17 protein-coding genes are annotated in these 16,930 nt (G+C 62.2%); 11 read left to right on the top strand and 6 right to left on the bottom strand.

The annotated features are described in order from the left end of the window. Positions 1-14: 14 nt before the first annotated feature. The 5 genes from etfA to N005_RS17490 all read right to left on the bottom strand — a co-directional run bounded on the left by etfA (position 15) and on the right by N005_RS17490 (position 7,013). Positions 15-1,235 carry an electron transfer flavoprotein subunit alpha gene (gene etfA, locus N005_RS17470; protein ID WP_047702360.1) on the bottom strand — a complete coding sequence of 407 codons (1,221 nt, stop codon included), beginning with the start codon at positions 1,233-1,235 and terminating at the stop codon, positions 15-17. Then, entirely contained in the window at positions 1,235-3,184 is a 1,950-nt protein-coding gene (gene dgcB, locus N005_RS17475; RefSeq protein ID WP_047702361.1) for a dimethylglycine demethylation protein DgcB, read from the bottom strand. The genes etfA and dgcB overlap by 1 nt, the downstream gene beginning before the upstream one ends. Positions 3,185-3,348: 164 nt before the next feature. Further along, positions 3,349-5,409 carry a dimethylglycine demethylation protein DgcA gene (dgcA, locus tag N005_RS17480; RefSeq protein ID WP_047702362.1) on the bottom strand — a complete coding sequence of 687 codons (2,061 nt, stop codon included), beginning with the start codon at positions 5,407-5,409 and terminating at the stop codon, positions 3,349-3,351. 15 nt (positions 5,410-5,424) lie between these two features. Beyond that, the gene (locus tag N005_RS17485) at positions 5,425-5,955 is read right to left on the bottom strand and encodes a DUF5943 domain-containing protein (protein WP_041021573.1); all 531 of its coding nucleotides are present in this window, start codon (positions 5,953-5,955) and stop codon (positions 5,425-5,427) included. Positions 5,956-6,035: 80 nt separating this feature from the next. Further along, a complete protein-coding gene (locus N005_RS17490; RefSeq protein ID WP_047702363.1) occupies positions 6,036-7,013 on the bottom strand; it encodes a dipeptidase in 978 nt (325 codons plus the stop codon). 234 nt (positions 7,014-7,247) lie between these two features. Between N005_RS17490 and N005_RS17495 the strand changes: the two genes are divergently transcribed. The 4 genes from N005_RS17495 to N005_RS17510 all read left to right on the top strand — a co-directional run bounded on the left by N005_RS17495 (position 7,248) and on the right by N005_RS17510 (position 9,538). Beyond that, entirely contained in the window at positions 7,248-7,649 is a 402-nt protein-coding gene (locus tag N005_RS17495; RefSeq protein ID WP_047702792.1) for a lysozyme inhibitor LprI family protein, read from the top strand. Positions 7,650-7,767: 118 nt separating this feature from the next. Continuing rightward, entirely contained in the window at positions 7,768-8,091 is a 324-nt protein-coding gene (locus N005_RS17500) for a helix-turn-helix domain-containing protein (protein ID WP_047702364.1), read from the top strand. Positions 8,092-8,266: 175 nt separating this feature from the next. Then, positions 8,267-9,043: a bestrophin-like domain gene (locus tag N005_RS17505; RefSeq protein ID WP_047702365.1), complete on the top strand. Its 777-nt coding sequence runs from the start codon at positions 8,267-8,269 to the stop codon at positions 9,041-9,043. A gap of 78 nt (positions 9,044-9,121) precedes the next feature. Further along, positions 9,122-9,538 carry a DUF3010 family protein gene (locus N005_RS17510; protein WP_047702366.1) on the top strand — a complete coding sequence of 139 codons (417 nt, stop codon included), beginning with the start codon at positions 9,122-9,124 and terminating at the stop codon, positions 9,536-9,538. Positions 9,539-9,656: 118 nt separating this feature from the next. Here the strand turns inward: N005_RS17510 and N005_RS17515 are convergent, their stop codons facing one another. Continuing rightward, positions 9,657-10,598, bottom strand: a complete 942-nt coding sequence (locus N005_RS17515; protein ID WP_047702367.1) for a GlxA family transcriptional regulator — start codon at positions 10,596-10,598, stop codon at positions 9,657-9,659. Positions 10,599-10,783: 185 nt separating this feature from the next. Between N005_RS17515 and choX the strand changes: the two genes are divergently transcribed. The 7 genes from choX to N005_RS17550 all read left to right on the top strand — a co-directional run bounded on the left by choX (position 10,784) and on the right by N005_RS17550 (position 16,922). After that, complete coding sequence (choX, locus tag N005_RS17520) at positions 10,784-11,734, top strand: choline ABC transporter substrate-binding protein (protein ID WP_047702368.1); 951 nt, start codon at positions 10,784-10,786, stop codon at positions 11,732-11,734. A gap of 72 nt (positions 11,735-11,806) precedes the next feature. After that, entirely contained in the window at positions 11,807-12,694 is an 888-nt protein-coding gene (cdhC, locus tag N005_RS17525; protein ID WP_047702369.1) for a 3-dehydrocarnitine:acetyl-CoA trimethylamine transferase CdhC, read from the top strand. Between the two features lie 142 nt (positions 12,695-12,836). Beyond that, positions 12,837-13,802 (top strand): L-carnitine dehydrogenase, encoded by a 966-nt coding sequence (locus N005_RS17530; protein WP_047702370.1) that lies wholly within the window; start codon positions 12,837-12,839, stop codon positions 13,800-13,802. A 164-nt stretch (positions 13,803-13,966) separates the two neighbouring features. Beyond that, positions 13,967-14,443: a thioesterase family protein gene (locus tag N005_RS17535; protein WP_047702371.1), complete on the top strand. Its 477-nt coding sequence runs from the start codon at positions 13,967-13,969 to the stop codon at positions 14,441-14,443. A 20-nt stretch (positions 14,444-14,463) separates the two neighbouring features. Next, positions 14,464-15,627: a gamma-butyrobetaine dioxygenase gene (locus N005_RS17540; protein ID WP_047702372.1), complete on the top strand. Its 1,164-nt coding sequence runs from the start codon at positions 14,464-14,466 to the stop codon at positions 15,625-15,627. Between the two features lie 197 nt (positions 15,628-15,824). Then, entirely contained in the window at positions 15,825-16,283 is a 459-nt protein-coding gene (locus N005_RS29090; RefSeq protein ID WP_144402696.1) for a hypothetical protein, read from the top strand. 375 nt (positions 16,284-16,658) lie between these two features. Further along, complete coding sequence (locus N005_RS17550; RefSeq protein WP_024776555.1) at positions 16,659-16,922, top strand: hypothetical protein; 264 nt, start codon at positions 16,659-16,661, stop codon at positions 16,920-16,922. Positions 16,923-16,930 lie beyond the last annotated feature (8 nt).

Genomic DNA, 16,930 nt, shown 5'->3' on the forward strand with positions numbered 1-16,930 from the left:
GTTGAATCCTTAACTTAAGCCGCATCGCGTTTGGCTTCGTTGCGGTAAGCCTCTACGGCCGCGATCAACGCCTGGAGAATCGCCGCGCTGTCACCGATCACCGACAGATCCGCCCGCTTGATCATGTCGCAACCCGGATCGAGGTTGATCGCCACCACCTTGTCGCAGGCACCGATGCCTTGCAGGTGCTGGATCGCCCCGGAAATCCCCACGGCCACATAGACCCGCGCGGTGACCCAGGTACCACTGGCACCGACCTGACGGTCCCGGGCCATGAACCCATCGTCCACCGCCACCCGCGAAGCGCCTTCGGTGGCGCCCAGGGCCGCAGCGGTCTGGTGGAACAGCGCCCAGTCCTTGACCCCGTTGCCGCCGGAGAAAATGAATTCGGCTTCGGCCATCGGAATCGCACCCGGATCCACCGCCACCGCACCGAGATCCTCGATACGCGACAGGCTGCGCGCCACGCTTGTGGATAACTCCACCGGCAACGCCTCGTGTCGGGTTTCGCTGACCGGTTCGGCGCATTCGGCGGCGGCCAGGATCAACCGGGCCAAAGGCCGGGCCAGGTCTTGCAGGCCCGCGCCGGCGCGACCGATGCACTCCTCGCCCTTGACCTGCCAGACGCGGGTAGCCGGACGCTCGCCCAGGGCCGCGGCGAACCGCCGGCCCAGCTCGGCGCCACCGCTGCGGCTGTCGGGCAGCAGCCAATGCCGCGGGTTGAACTGGTTATCCACAGCGCGCAGGCCTTGCACCCGTTGTTCCGGTGCATAACCGCTGAATTCCTCGCCGTCCAGCACCAACAAGCGGTCGACGCCGGCCGTAGCGAACGCGTTTTCCTTATGCTCGCCGAAGACCACTGCCAGCACGGCACCGTCCGTACCGGCCAGCTGATGAGCCAGGCCGAGCAGATCGCGGTCGTGACTGCTGAGGCGTCCGCCCACCATGTCCGGTACCACGCAGATGTGGAACGCCGGCTGCGTCACTTGATGCAACGGCAGTTGCACTTCAGCCGCGGCACTGCGCTTGGCCGTGCCGCCCTGTTGGGCGCCGCTGCGGTCGATACGCTTGATACCGTTGGGGCCGATGAAGCCGACGCCATGGACGTTCTTGCGAATGATGCCGTTGGGCCCCATCCAGCTATGCTGGACCGGTTGCATGGCCGCGTGCAGCGGGTGCAGGCGGTTGCGGGCGATCCACTCGGCGCGAGGGTCGCGGCGGATGATGTCGCTCATTAATGCACCTCCGCAGGTTCACGTTTGGCCGGGGCCGCAGACTTGCTCGGCGCCGCCTCTTCGAGCAGGGCATCGGCCACCAGCTCGGCGATGTCCTTGATCATCGGCCGGGGCTCGACTACGCCTTCAAGCATGGCGGTGCACTGTGGGCAACCCACGGCCACCAACTCGGCGCCGGTTTCGCGGATATCTTCCATGCGCATGTCCGGGATCCGCTGCTTGCCCGGGATGTCGGTGATCGGCGCACCGCCGCCACCGCCGCAGCAACGCGAACGGAAACCGGAACGCTGCATTTCCTTGACCTCGATGCCCAGGGCGCGCAGCACCTGGCGTGGTGCCTCGTATTCGCCGTTGTAGCGGCCCAGGTAGCACGGGTCGTGATAGGTCACGCTGTCACCCTTGTGCTGGCCGAGGCTGAGGGCGCCGGCGTCGATGATCTCTGCCAGGTAGGTGCTGTGGTGCTGCACCAGGTAGTTGCCATCGAAGGCGCCGTATTCGTTTTTCAGCACGTGGAAACTGTGGGGGTCGCAGGTCACGATGCGGTTGAAGCTGTATTTGCCCAGGGTCTGGATATTGCGCTTGGCCAACAGCTGGAACGTCGCTTCGTCACCGAGGCGCCGGGCCACGTCGCCGCTGTCGCGTTCTTCGAGACCGAGCACGGCGAAATCGATATTCGCGGCCTTCAGCACTTTGACGAAGGCGCGCAAGGTGCGCTGGTTGCGCATGTCGAAGGCACCGTCGCCGACCCAGAACAGCACGTCGGTGGATTTCTTCTCGCTGAGCAGGTTCAGGTTCAGGTCCGCCGCCCAGTTCATCCGGCCGCCCGGGGCGAAGCCGCCAGGGTTATCGGTGGCGATGAGATTTTCCAGCACCTCGGCGCCCTTGTTCGGCGTAGCGCCTTTTTCCAGGGTCAGGTGCCGACGCATGTCGACGATGGCGTCGACGTGCTCGATCATCATCGGGCACTCCTCGACGCAGGCACGGCAGGTGGTGCAGGACCACAGCGTCTCGGCGTCCACCAGGCCGTTGACGATCGGCTGGTGCGGATTGCCGCCGTGCTCGCCCACCGGTTTGCCAGGATACGGGCTGCCGGCGAACTTCGCATCGGTGCCGCCGGCCAGGCCGACGACCATGTCCTGGATGAGTTTCTTCGGGTTCAGCGGCTGGCCGGCGGCGAACGCCGGGCAGGCCGCCTCACACTTGCCGCACTGCACGCAAGCGTCGAAGCCGAGCAACTGGTTCCAGGTGAAATCCTTGGGCTTTTCCACGCCCAACGGCGCGGTTGGATCGTTCAGGTCCAGCGGTTTCAGACCAGTAGAACGACCGCCGCCAAAGCGCTCGGCACGGCGGTGCCAGGCCAGGTGCAGGGCACCGGCGAAGGCGTGCTTCATCGGCCCGCCCCAGGTCATGCCGAACAACAGCTCCGACACGCCCCACAACACGCCGACGCCCAGGATGGCCGCCAACAACCAGCCACCGAAGTTTTCCGGGAGGATACCGGCCACCGGCAAGGTCACCAGGAAGAACGAAGCCGAGAACGCCAACAGGCTTTTCGGCAGGCGCATCCACGGGCCTTTCGACAGGCGCGCCGGCGGATTGCGCCGACGCAGGTAGACAAAGATCGCACCGACGAACATCACCGCCGACATCAACAGCAGTGCATAGCCAAGGATACGGTTATGCAGGCCGAAACCGTGCACCAGGATCGCCAGCACCAGCGACGCCACCGCACCACCGGCCGTGGCAACGTGGGTGTTGGCAATGTATTTGTCCCGCGCCACCACGTGGTGCAAATCCACCATGTAGCGCTTGGGCATGGCAAAGAGGCCGCCGATCAGGTTGACCTTGGACGGTCGCCCCCGACGCCACATGTTCACCCGCCGCAAGGCGCCGAGGACCGCGAGGCCCAGAGCGGCGAACAGCAGGATCGGAAGAAGGGTGTTCAGCATAGGTGTTGCTCCCAAAGACCTCAGGGTCTTGCAGGTCGAGATGCCTTACTCGGTTCCTGTGGGAGCGAGCCTGCTCGCGATGACGGATTCAAACCCGACATAAGTGTCGATTGATCCACCGCTATCGCGAGCAGGCTCGCTCCCACAGGGTCATGTGCAAGCCGTTAGAAATCCTTGCACAGCCGCAGGGCGTCGTAGATCGCGGCGTGGGTATTACGCTGCGCTACACAGTCGCCGATGCGGAACAGCAGGTAGCCATCGCCGCTCTGCTCCAGGCATGGTTGAGGCTTGATCGCGAACAGGGCTTCGACATCGATCTGGCCCTTGTTGCGCGAACCTTCCTTGAGGGCGTAGTAGATTTCTTCGTCCGGACGCACGCCGTTCTCCACTACCACCTGGTCCACCACGCGTTCTTCCTTGGCCCCGGTGTATTCGTTCTCCAGCACCGCCACCAGCTTGTCGCCTTCGCGGTAGACCTTCTCCAGCATCATGTCCCCGGTCATGATCACTTCTTTCGGGTACATGCTGCGGTAGTAGGTAGGGAACGACGTCCCGCCAATGGCCACGCCCGGCTTGATGTCGTCAGTGACGATCTCGACCTGGCTGCCCTTGTCGGCGAGGAAGTCGGCCACCGACATGCCGGTGAATTCGCAAATGGTGTCGTAGACCAGCACGTTCTTGCCCGGTGCGACCTTGCCGTCGAGCACGTCCCAGCTGCTGACCACCAGCCCTTCGGCGGCGCCCCAGTGCTCGTTCTGCTCCAGGTTCGGATGACCGCCCACCGCCAGCACTACCACATCCGGACGCAGGTCCATGATGGTTGCCGCGTCGGCCGCCACGCCCAGGCGCAGGTCGACTTTCAGTCGCGCCAGCTCCAGTTGGAACCAACGGGTGATACCGGCGATCTGGTCCCGTTGCGGGGCTTTCGAAGCGGTGGTGATCTGTCCACCGATGAATTCCTTCTTCTCGAACAGGGTCACGTCGTGCCCACGTTCGGCCGCCACACGAGCGGCTTCCATCCCGGCCGGGCCGGCACCGACCACCACCACCTTGCGTTTCGGCCCGGTGGATTTCTCGATGATGTGCGGCACGCCCATGTATTCACGGGAGGTCGCGGCGTTCTGGATGCACAGCACGTCCAGGCCCTGGTACTGACGGTCGATGCAGTAGTTGGCGCCGACACACTGCTTGATCTGGTCGACCTGGCCCATCTTGATCTTGGCGATCAGGTGCGGGTCGGCGATGTGGGCGCGGGTCATGCCGACCATGTCGACGTAACCGCCCTCCAGGATCCGCGTAGCCTGGTTCGGGTCCTTGATGTTCTGTGCGTGCAGCACAGGGACCTTGACCACTTCCTTGATGCCGGCAGCCAGGTGCAGGAACGGCTCCGGTGGATAACTCATGTTCGGGATGACGTTGGCCAGGGTGTTGTGGGTGTCGCAACCTGAACCCACGACGCCAATGAAATCCAGCATGCCAGTGTCGTCGTAGTACTTGGCGATCTGCTTCATGTCCTCATGGGACAGGCCGTCTGGGTGGAACTCGTCACCGCAGATACGCATGCCCACGCAGAAGTCGTCGCCCACTTCGGCGCGCACGGCCTTGAGCACTTCCAGGCCGAACTTCATCCGGCCTTCGAAGCTGCCGCCCCACTCGTCGGTACGCTTGTTGACCCGCGGGCTCCAGAACTGGTCGATCATGTGCTGGTGCACGGCGGACAGCTCGACGCCGTCCAGGCCACCGGCCTTGGCCCGGCGCGCGGCCTGGGCGTAGTTGCCGATCACCCGCCAGATTTCTTCCGGCTCGATGGTCTTGCACGTGGCACGGTGCACCGGCTCACGGACACCGGACGGCGACATCAGGGTCGGCCAGTTGAAGCCGTCCCAGCGCGAGCGACGACCCATGTGGGTAATCTGGATCATGATCTTGGCGCCATGCTTGTGCATGGCGTCGGCCAGGTTCTGGAAGTGCGGGATGATGCGGTCGGTGGACAGGTTCACCGAGCTCCACCATTCCTGCGGGCTGTCGATGGCGACCACCGACGAGCCACCGCAGATCGCCAGGCCGATGCCGCCCTTGGCCTTCTCTTCGTAATACTTCACGTACCGGTCGGTGGTCATCCCGCCGTCAGTGGCATAGACCTCGGCGTGAGCGGTGCTGAGCACGCGGTTGCGGATGGTCAGTTTGCCGATCTGGATCGGCTGGAACATTGCTTCAAAAGCCATGGCGCAATCCTCGACTTACAACGGCTTGGTGATGAACAGGCCGTCGTCGTGGCCTTCTTCGGAACCACCGTAGACCTGCTCGGCCACGGTACGGATCGAACTGCCGCGAGCAGCGAGGATCTGGTCCATGGCACCGGCGAACCAGCCGGTGAACATGTAGTCGACCTTGCGTCCGACCTTGCCGTACACATAGACGAACGCCGAGTGTTCGAGCTTGACGCTGCAGGTACCTTTGTCGAGATCGATGTCCTGGATCTTGAACAGGCCCCAGCCACGTTGCGACAGGCGCTTCATGTAGTGTTCGAACACCGCGACGCCTTCCAGGCCGTGACATTCGGCTTCTTTTTCACACCAGTGCCAGGCGGATTTGTAGCCGGCCTTGTAGAGGATCTCGGCGTAGGCGTCGGCGCCCAGTACTTCCTCGATGCCCATGTGGTTGTTGACGAAGAAGTGACGCGGCACGTAGAGCATCGGCAGGGCGTCGGAGGTCCAGACACCGGTTTCGCTGTCGACTTCGATAGGCAGTTGAGGGGCAATTTTGGCCATTGAAACTTGACTCCGGAAATTCGTGATGTTGCCTGCGGCGCGGGCGGCCGCAGGTAAAGGATTCAGCGATGCGGTGGCGTTTATTCGCCCCAGACGTCCTTGAGAACGTTCACCCAGTTTTCGCCCATGATCTTGCGCACTACTCGCTCGGAGTGACCGCGCTTGAGCAGTGTCTCGGTAAGGTTCGGGAACTCGCCCACAGTGCGGATACCCAGCGGGTTGATGATCTTGCCGAAGCTGGTCAGGCGGCGGGCGTAGCCCTTGTCGTGGGTCAGCATTTCGAAGAACGCCTGGTCGTGACCCTGGGTGAAGTCAGTACCGATGCCGATGGCGTCCTCACCGACGAGGTTCATGGTGTACTCGATGGCCTCGGCGTAGTCGTCGATGGTCGAATCGATGCCCTTGGCCAGGAACGGCGCGAACATGGTCACGCCGACGAAACCGCCGTGGTCGGCAATGAACTTCAGTTCTTCATCGGACTTGTTGCGCGGGTGCTCTTTCAGGCCGGACGGCAGGCAGTGGGAATAGCAGACCGGCTTCTTCGACTCGAGGATGACCTCTTCGGAGGTCTTGGAACCGACGTGGGACAGGTCGCACATGATGCCGACACGGTTCATCTCGGCGACGATTTCACGACCGAAGCCCGACAGGCCGCCGTCGCGCTCGTAGCAGCCGGTGCCGACCAGGTTCTGGGTGTTGTAGCACATCTGCACCACACCGACGCCGAGCTGCTTGAAGATCTCGACGTAGCCGAGCTGGTCTTCGAAGGCGTGGGCGTTCTGGAAGCCGAAGATGATGCCGGTCTTGCCCTGCTCCTTGGCGAGGCGGATGTCGGCGGTGGTTTTCACCGGGATCACCAGGTCGCTGTTTTCACGGATCAGTTTCTGGCTGGCTGCGATGTTGTTGATGGTGGCCTGGAAGCCTTCCCATACGGACACGGTGCAGTTGGCTGCGGTCAGGCCGCCCTTGCGCATGTCTTCGAACAGTTCGCGGTTCCATTTGGCAATGATCAGCCCGTCGATAACGATGCTGTCGGCGTGCAATTCGGCTGGGCTCATCAGGCAGTCCCCTTTTATCGGATTTCATGCGCCGAATCGTCTGCCGGCGCTTTGGGGCCAGCATATGCCTGAGGGCCGTGGCGACCCGGTGCAAAAACGACAGGGGAATTGCCGAAAGCGTCAATACGCGACAAAGGGCTGCGCGAGGCCCACCCTCGCCGTCTGTTCTTTGCCCGGCGCTTGCGCCAGAATCCGCTGCATCACTGGTTTTCACTGGACTTGAGCGGCAACGCAATGAAATCAATCTTCCTGGCTTTGGCACTGATCAGCACTGTCGCCCACGCGACCGAAGACACCGAACAGAACCCCTGCGACGCCGTCGAAAACGACGTCCAGACCCTCGCCTGCTCCGCCTACGGCAAGACGGCCGCCGAACAGCTGCTGAGCGAAAACCTGCAAAGCCTCAACGAACGCCTGCAGACCCGCTACGGCAGCGACAAGGCCCAGCTCAACGACATCACCGCCAGGATCAAGGCCGCCCAGCAACTGTGGCAGAAACAGCGCGATGCCGACTGCGCCATCGCCGCCTTCCCGGCCAAGCCGGGCAGCGAAGCGTACAAGATTGCTGAAAACGACTGCATGGCCCAGGTGAGCGATGATCGGTCGGAGTTTTTGGAGTCGATCGGGCAGGAGTGATGACGGGGCAATATCCAGACACCGTTCATGCATTGGCGTCTGAAAAAATATAAGTCAGGATTCGCAAATCTTATAAAAGACTTATATTTTTTCATGAACGCTATTTACTGGACACGCGATGAACGTACCTACTGATATTCAGATCATCAACGATGCCGAGGGAAATCCAGAATTTGTGGTGATTCCATACGCACAGTACGTTGCACAAAAACTGGAGCCGGAGCTGATTCCCCATGAGGTGGCCAGCCGAATCGTAGACGGCGCAACCCCCATCCGTGCCTGGCGCGAACATCTGAACCTGACCCAGGACGACGTTGCCAGGCGCCTGGGCATCTCGCAACCGGCCTTCGCCCAGCAGGAGTCCGTTGCAAAACCCCGCCGGGCCACTCGCGAGAAAATCGCCGCGGCATTTGGTATCCATGCCGATCAGCTTGAGTTGTAACCCCACGTCATCTTGCAGGAAGGGCAGTTCACATCCCGCCTACTGTCAACTCTGACAGTAGGCGAGTTACGAAGAGAATCTTAGGATGAGGCCACGATTCGCTTTGCGGTATGCCCTGGCATCGTCGGGTCCCGCCGTACAGACGAGCCGAGCACGACAATCAAGGGATTCTCGTATGCACGCGCTTACCGTCCTGCCTTTCTACGGCGTGGCCATCTTCATCGCCATCGTGCTGGGCATCGAGGCGGGTCGCCGGATCGGCAACCGTCATCTGGCCCAGGATCCGGAGGGTGCCCGCCAAGGCATTGGCGCGATTGAAGGCGCGGTGTTCGGCCTGCTGGCGCTGCTGATTGCCTTTACCTTCTCCGGTGCGGCCTCGCGACTGGACCAGCGGCGCGCGCTGATCGTTGCCGAAACCAACGCCATGGGCACCGCCTGGCTACGCCTGGACCTGCTGCCGACCAGCGAGCAACCGGCGGTACGCCAGGCTTTCAGGGATTACGTCGACGCCCGGATCGACTACTACCGCGACTTGCGCGAGGACCAGATCGACGAAGCCGCCCATGACCGGGCCAACGAGTTGCAGCGCACCATCTGGAACCGCGCCATCGCCGCCCAACAGCAGATGCCCACGCCGACCCTGGGGGTCAGTGTGCTGCAGGCCCTGAACGAAATGATCGACATCACCACCACCCGCGCCGTGGCCCACGAAACCCATCCGCCACTGATCATCTACCTGATGCTGGTGACCATGACCCTGGTCAGCGCCGTGCTGATCGGCTACGGCATGGCCGGTACGGCGCAGCGCCACTGGTTGCACAGCCTGGGCTACGCGGTGGTCATGGTCTGCGTGTTGTATGTGATCCTGGACTTCGAGTACCCCCGCTTCGGCGTCATCCGGGTCGACTACTTCGACAAGATCATGCTGGACCTGCGCAAGAGCCTGGACTGAGGCTGGAAAAATCACCAGACCTCCCGGTTCCGATGCAGATAGACTTAAGCTTTCCACCTACCAGTCCCGAAGGCTCGAATGATTATCTGCGGCATCGAAATCAAAGGCAGCGAAGCGATCATTGCCGTCGCCTCGCTGGATCAACAGGCATTGAGCCACGTTGCCCTGAATACCCGAAAAATTGCCCTGGACGACGATGACGAAGCCGCTAACGTCAAGGCCTTCGCGACCCAGGTACGGGCATTCGTCGCCGAAAACGGTATCGAACGCATCGCCATCAAAAAGCGCAGCAAGAAAGGCGAATTTGCCGGCGGCCCGACGACGTTCAAGATCGAGGGGGTCTTCCAGTTGCTGGAAGGTTGCGAGGTGACGCTGCTGTCACCGCAGACAATCAACGCGCAACACAAGAAACACGACTTCGCCCTGCCAGCAACGCTGAACAAGTATCAGCATGAGGCGTACAAGGCGGCGTGCGCGGCGTTGATGAAGCAATAAGCAGATTTCCTGTGGGAGCGAGCCGGCTCGCGAAGGCGGTGGATCAGTAGGTATCCATATTGGATTTGCCACCGTCATCGCGAGCAGGCTCGCTCCCACAGAGGCCCGTGTTCGGCCATCAGACCACCTTGCGCCGATCCTCCCGAGGACACCGCTCGAACCTCGCCCGGTAACTGCGGGTGAAGTACGACGGTGACTCGAATCCGCAGGCGATGCTCACTTCCAGCACGCTCATGTCGGTCTGGCGCAGCAGTTGCCGGGCCTTTTCCAGGCGCAGGCGCAGGTAGAAGTTGCTGGGGGTGTCGTTCAGGTGCAGGCGGAACAGCCGTTCGAGCTGGCGCCGGGTGACCCCGATGGATTCGGCCAGCTCAAGGGTGCTCAGGGGCGGTTCGCTGTGGGTTTCCATTTCACCGATGACATGCACCAGCTTCTTGTTGCGGATGCCGTAGCGGCTGGCGATTTCCATGCGCTGGTGATCCTTGCGCGGGCGGATGCGGCCGAGCACGAATTGTTCGCTGACCTGAATCGCCAGGTCCGCGCCGTGGGCCTGGCCGATCAGGTCCAGCATGAGATCGATGGAGGCAGTGCCCCCGGCACAGGTGATGCGGCGACGATCGATTTCGAAAAGCTCCTGGGTCACGCTGAGCTGTGGATAAGACTCCTTGAACGCCTCGATGGCCTCCCAGTGAAGGGTGACCCGATGCCCTTCCAGCAACCCCGCATCGGCCAGGACTACACTGCCCGTATCGATGCCGCCGAGGGTCACGCCCTCCTTGTCCAGCCGATGCAACCAGCGCTCCAGCGCCGGCGTGGCGAACTTCAGCGGTTCGAACCCCGCCACTACCCATAAGGTGGCGCCTTTCTTCAATGGTTCCAGCGCAGCATCGGCGTTGACCGACATGCCGTTGCTGGCCAGGACCGCGCCGCCATCGGCACTCAATACATGCCAGCGGTACAGTTCACCGCGAAAGCGATTGGCGACCCGCAACGGCTCGATGGCCGAAATGAAACCGATGGCCGAAAAACCCGGCATCAGCAAGAAGTAGAAGTCCTGGGACATGGCGCACTCGGTCGACGGGCAGCGTGGAGATCTTGATACGCCACTTGCCGGGGCCGTTCAAGAGGTCGCCGCAGTGCAAGTGCGAGTCGCCGCAGTGCGTTTTGCGAAGAGGCCGGCTGCGTAACTTGGCATCACCGGCGCGCAGACGCCGGAACCCATAACAATAAGCTGCCGAGGAACCCGACATGAAACGACTGATCAGCTCCTGCGTTCTTGCACTCAGCGGTACCACTTTCCTGGGCATGAGCGCCGCCACCCTGGCCGCCGAACCCGCCGCGTGCCAGAACGTGCGCCTGGGCGTGGTCAACTGGACCGACGTCATCGCCACCAGCGCCCTGACCCAGGTGATGCTCGACGGCCTCGGCTACCAGACCAAGCAGACCAGCGCCTCCCAGCAAATCATCTTCGCCGGCATCCGCGACCAGCGCCTGGACCTGTTCCTGGGCTACTGGAATCCACTGATGACCCAGACCATCACGCCGTTCGTCGAGGCCAAGCAGGTGAAGGTTCTGGAGCAACCCAGCCTGAAAGACGCCCGCGCCACCCTGGCGGTGCCGACTTACCTGGCCGACAAGGGCCTGAAGACCTTCGACGACATCGCCAGGTTCGAGAAGGAACTGGGTGGCAAGATCTATGGCATCGAACCCGGCTCCGGCGCCAATACCCAGATCAAGGCGATGATCGCCAAAAACCAGTTCGGCCTGGGCAAGTTCCAACTGGTGGAGTCCAGCGAAGCCGGCATGCTCGCCGCCGTGGACCGTGCCGTGCGGCGCAAGGAGGCCGTGGTGTTCTTCGGCTGGGCGCCGCACCCGATGAACGTCAACGTACAGATGACCTACCTCACCGGCAGCCAGGATGCCCTCGGCCCGAATGAAGGCATGGCCACCGTATGGACCGTTACGGCACCTAACTACGCCCAACAGTGCCCGAATGTCAGCCGATTGCTGAGCAACCTGACTTTCACCGCCGAGGACGAGAGCCGGATGATGCAGCCGCTGCTGGATCACAAGGACCCGCTCGAATCGGCCCGGCAGTGGCTCAAGGACCATCCCCAGGACAAGCAGCGCTGGCTCGAAGGCGTGACCACCTTCGACGGCAAGCCGGCCGCCGACAACCTGAAACTGACCAGTAACTGATCGAACGTTATCCCCCTGCGCAGCCCTCGACTGGCTGCGCAGTGACTCACTACGCCTGAAGGAAACCGCACCATGAACCACGACGTCATCATCACCTGCGCACTCACCGGTGCTGGCGACACCACCGCCAAGAGCCCCCACGTACCGGTCACGCCGAAACAGATCGCCGAGGCCGCCGTCGAAGCCGCCAAGGCCGGGGCCACGGTGGTCCATTGCCACGTCCGCGACCCGCAGACCGGCAAGTTCAGCCGCGACGTGGCGCTGTACCGCGAAGTGATGGAACGCATCCGCGAGGCGGACGTGGACATCATCGTCAACCTCACCGCCGGCATGGGCGGCGACCTGGAGATCGGGCCCGGCGAGCGGCCGATGGAGTTCGGTCCCAACACCGACCTGGTGGGACCGCTGACCCGTCTGGCCCACGTCGAGGAACTGCTGCCGGAAATCTGCACCCTGGATTGCGGCACTCTGAATTTCGGCGACGGCGACACCATCTACGTCTCTACCCCGGCGCAGCTGCGGGCCGGGGCCAGGCGCATCACCGAGCTGGGGGTGAAAGCCGAGCTGGAAATCTTCGACACCGGCCACCTGTGGTTCGCCAAGCAGATGATCAAGGAAGGCCTGCTGGACAACCCCCTGTTCCAACTCTGCCTGGGCATCCCATGGGGCGCACCGGCCGACACCACCACCATGAAAGCCATGGTCGACAACCTGCCGGCGGACGCGGTGTGGGCCGGCTTCGGCATCGGCCGCATGCAAATGCCGATGGCCGCCCAGGCGGTGCTGCTGGGCGGCAACGTGCGGGTCGGGCTGGAAGACAACCTGTGGCTGGATAAAGGCGTGCTCGCCACCAACGGCCAGTTGGTGGAACGGGCCAGAGAGATCCTCAGCCGCCTCGGTGCCCGCGTGCTCACGCCCGCCGAAGGCCGCAAGAAAATGGGCCTGATCAAGCGCAGTTGACCCGAGCCTTTGCATACCCCTGTGGGAGCGAGCCTGCTCGCGATAGCGGTGCAACAGCCTATCGATGTGCCGACTGACACTCCGCCATCGCGAGCAGGCTCGCTCCCACATTTGGATCATCGAACAACTTCAGGAAACCACCATGAGCTTTATCACCGACATCAAGACCTTCGCCGCCCTGGGCAGTGGCGTCATCGGCAGCGGCTGGGTCAGCCGCGCCCTGGCCCACGGCCTGGACGTCGTGGCCTGGGACCCGGCACCAGGTGCCGAGGCAGCGCTGCGCAAACGCGTCGCCAGTGCCTGGGGCGCACTGGAGAAACAAGGCCTGGCGCCTGGCGCCTCCCAGGACCGGCTGCGCTTTGTCGCAACCATCGAAGAGTGCGTACGCGATGCCGACTTCATCCAGGAAAGCGCCCCCGAGCGCCTGGAGCTCAAACTCGACCTGCACAGCCGGATCAGCGCCGCCGCCAAGCCCAACGCGTTGATCGGCTCCAGCACCTCAGGCTTGCTGCCGAGCGAGTTCTACGAAGGCTCCACTCATCCCGAGCGCTGCGTGGTCGGGCACCCGTTCAACCCGGTGTACCTGCTGCCACTGGTGGAAGTGGTCGGTGGCAAGAACACCGCGCCAGAAGCCATCCAGGCCGCCATGCAGGTGTATGAATCGCTCGGCATGCGTCCCCTGCACGTGCGCAAGGAAGTACCCGGTTTTATCGCCGACCGTCTGCTTGAAGCGCTCTGGCGCGAGGCATTGCACCTGGTCAACGACGGCGTGGCGACCACCGGCGAAATCGATGATGCCATCCGTTTTGGTGCCGGGCTGCGCTGGTCGTTCATGGGTACGTTCCTGACGTACACGCTGGCCGGCGGCGATGCCGGGATGCGTCATTTCATGGCCCAGTTCGGCCCGGCGTTACAACTGCCGTGGACCTACCTGCCGGCACCGGAACTGACCGAGAAGCTGATCGACGACGTGGTGGAAGGCACCAGCGATCAGTTGGGCAGCCATAGCATTTCAGCATTGGAGCGCTACCGTGACGATTGCCTGCTGGCGGTGTTGGAGGCGGTGAAAGCCACCAAGGCCAGGCATGGGATGGCCTTCACTGAGTAAACCTTGATTTCCGGGCCTGCCCCTCAGGCCTCATCGCGAGCAGGCTCGCTCCCACAGGTATCTGGCGGTGTGAACATGATTGATTTCACTCAGTAGAACCCTGTGGGAGCGAGCCTGCTCGCGATAGCGTCCGCCCAGCCAACATAATTGTCGGAACCTGAACCATGCCCACCCTCACCACCTACCAAACCCACATCCGCCCCGAATGGGTCGATTACAACGGCCATCTGCGCGACGCCTACTACCTGCTGATTTTCAGCTACGCCACCGACGCGCTGATGGACCTGCTCGACATGGACAGCCTGAATCGCGACGCCAGCGGCTACTCGCTGTTCACCCTCGAACTGCACCTCAATTACCTGCACGAGGTGAAGGTCGACGCCGACGTCGAGGTGCATACGCAGATCATCGGTCACGATGCCAAGCGCCTGCATCTCTACCACAGCCTGCACCTGGTTGGCGGGGACAAGGCGTTGGCGGGCAACGAGCAGATGCTGCTGCACGTGGACCTGGCGGGCCCGCATTCGGCCCCCTTCACGGAGCCTACCCTGGGCAAACTCAAGGCCTTGATCGCCGAACAATCCGACCTGCCAGCGCCGGCCTACATCGGTCGGGTCATCGCCCTGCCACCTGCCCGCTGAGCTTCGAAAAGGAGATCGCCATGAACAGCGCCGCCGCTTTTGCCGACTTCCGTCGCTATCCCCGGGTTTGCGCGTTGACCGCAGCTAGTCCCTTCGCCGACCGGATCCAGGTCACCTGGGCCGACGGCCGGCTCAGCCCGTTTCATCATCAATGGCTGCGGGATAACTGCCCCTGCCCGCAGTGCGTCTATACCGTTACCCGGGAACAGGTGCTGGAAATCGTCGATGTGCCCGAAGACCTGGCTCCTGGTGCGATCCGCCTCGATGCCGAAGGCTGCCTGTGCGTGGATTGGCAGGACGGCCACCGCAGCCGTTTCGATCCGGGCTGGCTGCGCGCCCACGCCTACGATGATGAATCCAGGGCCGAGCGTCTGGCAGGCAAGGCCAAGCGTCAACTGTGGAAACACGATCTGCAATTGCCGGTATTCGATTACCTGACGCTGATGGAAGATGCCGACGCGCTGCTGCAATGGCTGCTGGCGGTACGGGACATCGGCCTGACCCAGGTCCGCGGCGTGCCCACCGAACCCGGTTCGCTGAAACAGCTTGCCCAGCGCATCTCGTTCATCCGCGAGAGCAACTTCGGCGTGTTGTTCAATGTGCAATCCAAGGCCGATGCCGACAGTAACGCCTATACCGCCTTCAACCTGCCGCTGCACAGCGACTTGCCGACCCGGGAGTTACAACCGGGCCTGCAGTTCCTGCATTGCCTGGTCAATGACGCGGACGGCGGCGAGAGCATTTTCGTCGACGGTTTCGCCATCGCCGAAGCCCTGCGCCAGGAAGACCCCGAGGCTTTTACGGCGTTATGCGAGATTCCGGTGGAGTTCCGCAACAAGGATCGCCACAGCGACTATCGCTGCCTGGCGCCGATCATCGCGCTGGATGCGCTGGGGCAGGTAGCGGAGATCCGCATGGCCAACTTCCTGCGCGGGCCGTTCGACACCTCGGTCGAGCAGATGCCCAGGCTCTACCGCGCCTACCGACGCTTCATCGCTCTGACCCGCGAACCGTCATTTCGCCTGATGCAGCGGCTGGAGCCCGGCCAGTTGTGGTGCTTCGACAACCGCCGCACCCTCCACGCCCGCAACGCCTTCGACCCGGCCACCGGGGCACGACATTTCCAGGGCTGCTATGTGGATCGGGATGAGTTGCTGTCGCGGATCCTGGTGTTGCAGCGCTAGACCGCGAAGGCTGATGAAGTGATGGAGCGCCACGGGCTGCCCCCCACGCATAGGACGGGAACGATCAAGAACACCTTAAAGCCATTGATCAGAAAACGTCTTGACCTGTCAGAAATTACAGTAGACGGCCATCACTCGCGGATGAATGCTTAGCTTGTGTTTACCAATCATCAGCTTTCCCAGTCAGGAGAACTTCCATGAACCGCACCCTGGCGAAATTTAAAAGAGAAAACTTCAGAAACTCACTTCCAGGCAATGTTGATGCACAAATATCTGGCGAACCCAATTTTTCTGCCACGTTCATTATGCGTTACTTATATGAAGATAAGGATGGCAATAAAAGTGAAGAAATAGTGGCGCGCGACGCCAATCGGGAACTGGTTTTTGTCTTTCAAAGAGATATACGCGCCGGCACTTACCGATTATTACCCCTCATAGATGGGCCTATTCCCTCAGGAAAGATTTACTCTTATTTCAAGAGCAGCGGGGCTCTTCTGTACCCCGTCCCAGAGGGTAATCCTAACAGCATAACGTTTGATTCGGGTGGCGGACGCCCCACGATTGGTGGCACCTTCACATTCACAATATCCAGCTCGCCCGGCGATTCACCAAAAGCCATTTCCGGAGAATTTGGTATTGTCGGCTTTTCTAAATGACGCTACACCGCGTCATCGTTCATCGCGAGCAGGCTCGCTCCCACAAAGGATCGCATGCCCCCTGTGGGAGCGAGCCTGCTCGCGAAGCGGTCTGTCCGACCCCCATCACTCCCAGTCTCACGCAGGCAAAAAAATCCCCGATCAAGCCGTGACAGGATCGGGGCAGGAGGCGTTACTGGAGGAGCTGTCGCGCGAGGGTGACCAAACCATCGTGATTCAGCTTGAGGCCAGTGTGCCCAGTCCCGAACAGCGTCAGTTAGCCGAAAACGACACGCTCATAGCCATATAGGTCATCGCGACGATTTGCCCTTGCCGCCGCTTCGGGTGGCTACCAGAATCGGATCACGCCCCCATCCATGAACAAGGAAAAGCGTCATGATGCACGCCGATTTGATCGACCAGGAAGACCTGCTGGGCCAGCTCAAGGCTCTCGGCCTCCAGATACCCAGCGGTTCTACCGCCGAGCAGGCCTGCGAGTGTGCGGTGCGCGGCCTGGACAAGGCCCGTGCCAATGAACTGCGCCGGATGGTCAAGGAGATGTACACCAGCAGCGCCACCATCCTGCCGGCCGTGCGCCAGGCGATCGATAAGCAGCTGTTGCCGGCATTGGCGCAATACCAGCAGAACCACAGCGCCTGAAAAAATCC

The organism is Pseudomonas mediterranea CFBP 5447 (genome assembly GCF_000774145.1).
In the GTDB taxonomy this organism is placed as follows: Bacteria; Pseudomonadota; Gammaproteobacteria; order Pseudomonadales; family Pseudomonadaceae; genus Aquipseudomonas; species Aquipseudomonas mediterranea.

Excerpts from the sequence above, each read along its gene's own strand:
- etfA (WP_047702360.1), bottom strand. The coding sequence starts at position 1,235 with ATGAGCGACATCATCCGCCGCGACCCTCGCGCCGAGTGGATCGCCCGC.
- dgcB (WP_047702361.1), bottom strand. The coding sequence starts at position 3,184 with ATGCTGAACACCCTTCTTCCGATCCTGCTGTTCGCCGCTCTGGGCCTC.
- dgcA (WP_047702362.1), bottom strand. The coding sequence starts at position 5,409 with ATGGCTTTTGAAGCAATGTTCCAGCCGATCCAGATCGGCAAACTGACC.
- N005_RS17485 (WP_041021573.1), bottom strand. The coding sequence starts at position 5,955 with ATGGCCAAAATTGCCCCTCAACTGCCTATCGAAGTCGACAGCGAAACC.
- N005_RS17490 (WP_047702363.1), bottom strand. The coding sequence starts at position 7,013 with ATGAGCCCAGCCGAATTGCACGCCGACAGCATCGTTATCGACGGGCTG.
- N005_RS17495 (WP_047702792.1), top strand. The coding sequence starts at position 7,248 with ATGAAATCAATCTTCCTGGCTTTGGCACTGATCAGCACTGTCGCCCAC.
- N005_RS17500 (WP_047702364.1), top strand. The coding sequence starts at position 7,768 with ATGAACGTACCTACTGATATTCAGATCATCAACGATGCCGAGGGAAAT.
- N005_RS17505 (WP_047702365.1), top strand. The coding sequence starts at position 8,267 with ATGCACGCGCTTACCGTCCTGCCTTTCTACGGCGTGGCCATCTTCATC.
- N005_RS17510 (WP_047702366.1), top strand. The coding sequence starts at position 9,122 with ATGATTATCTGCGGCATCGAAATCAAAGGCAGCGAAGCGATCATTGCC.
- N005_RS17515 (WP_047702367.1), bottom strand. The coding sequence starts at position 10,598 with ATGTCCCAGGACTTCTACTTCTTGCTGATGCCGGGTTTTTCGGCCATC.
- choX (WP_047702368.1), top strand. The coding sequence starts at position 10,784 with ATGAAACGACTGATCAGCTCCTGCGTTCTTGCACTCAGCGGTACCACT.
- cdhC (WP_047702369.1), top strand. The coding sequence starts at position 11,807 with ATGAACCACGACGTCATCATCACCTGCGCACTCACCGGTGCTGGCGAC.
- N005_RS17530 (WP_047702370.1), top strand. The coding sequence starts at position 12,837 with ATGAGCTTTATCACCGACATCAAGACCTTCGCCGCCCTGGGCAGTGGC.
- N005_RS17535 (WP_047702371.1), top strand. The coding sequence starts at position 13,967 with ATGCCCACCCTCACCACCTACCAAACCCACATCCGCCCCGAATGGGTC.
- N005_RS17540 (WP_047702372.1), top strand. The coding sequence starts at position 14,464 with ATGAACAGCGCCGCCGCTTTTGCCGACTTCCGTCGCTATCCCCGGGTT.
- N005_RS29090 (WP_144402696.1), top strand. The coding sequence starts at position 15,825 with ATGAACCGCACCCTGGCGAAATTTAAAAGAGAAAACTTCAGAAACTCA.
- N005_RS17550 (WP_024776555.1), top strand. The coding sequence starts at position 16,659 with ATGATGCACGCCGATTTGATCGACCAGGAAGACCTGCTGGGCCAGCTC.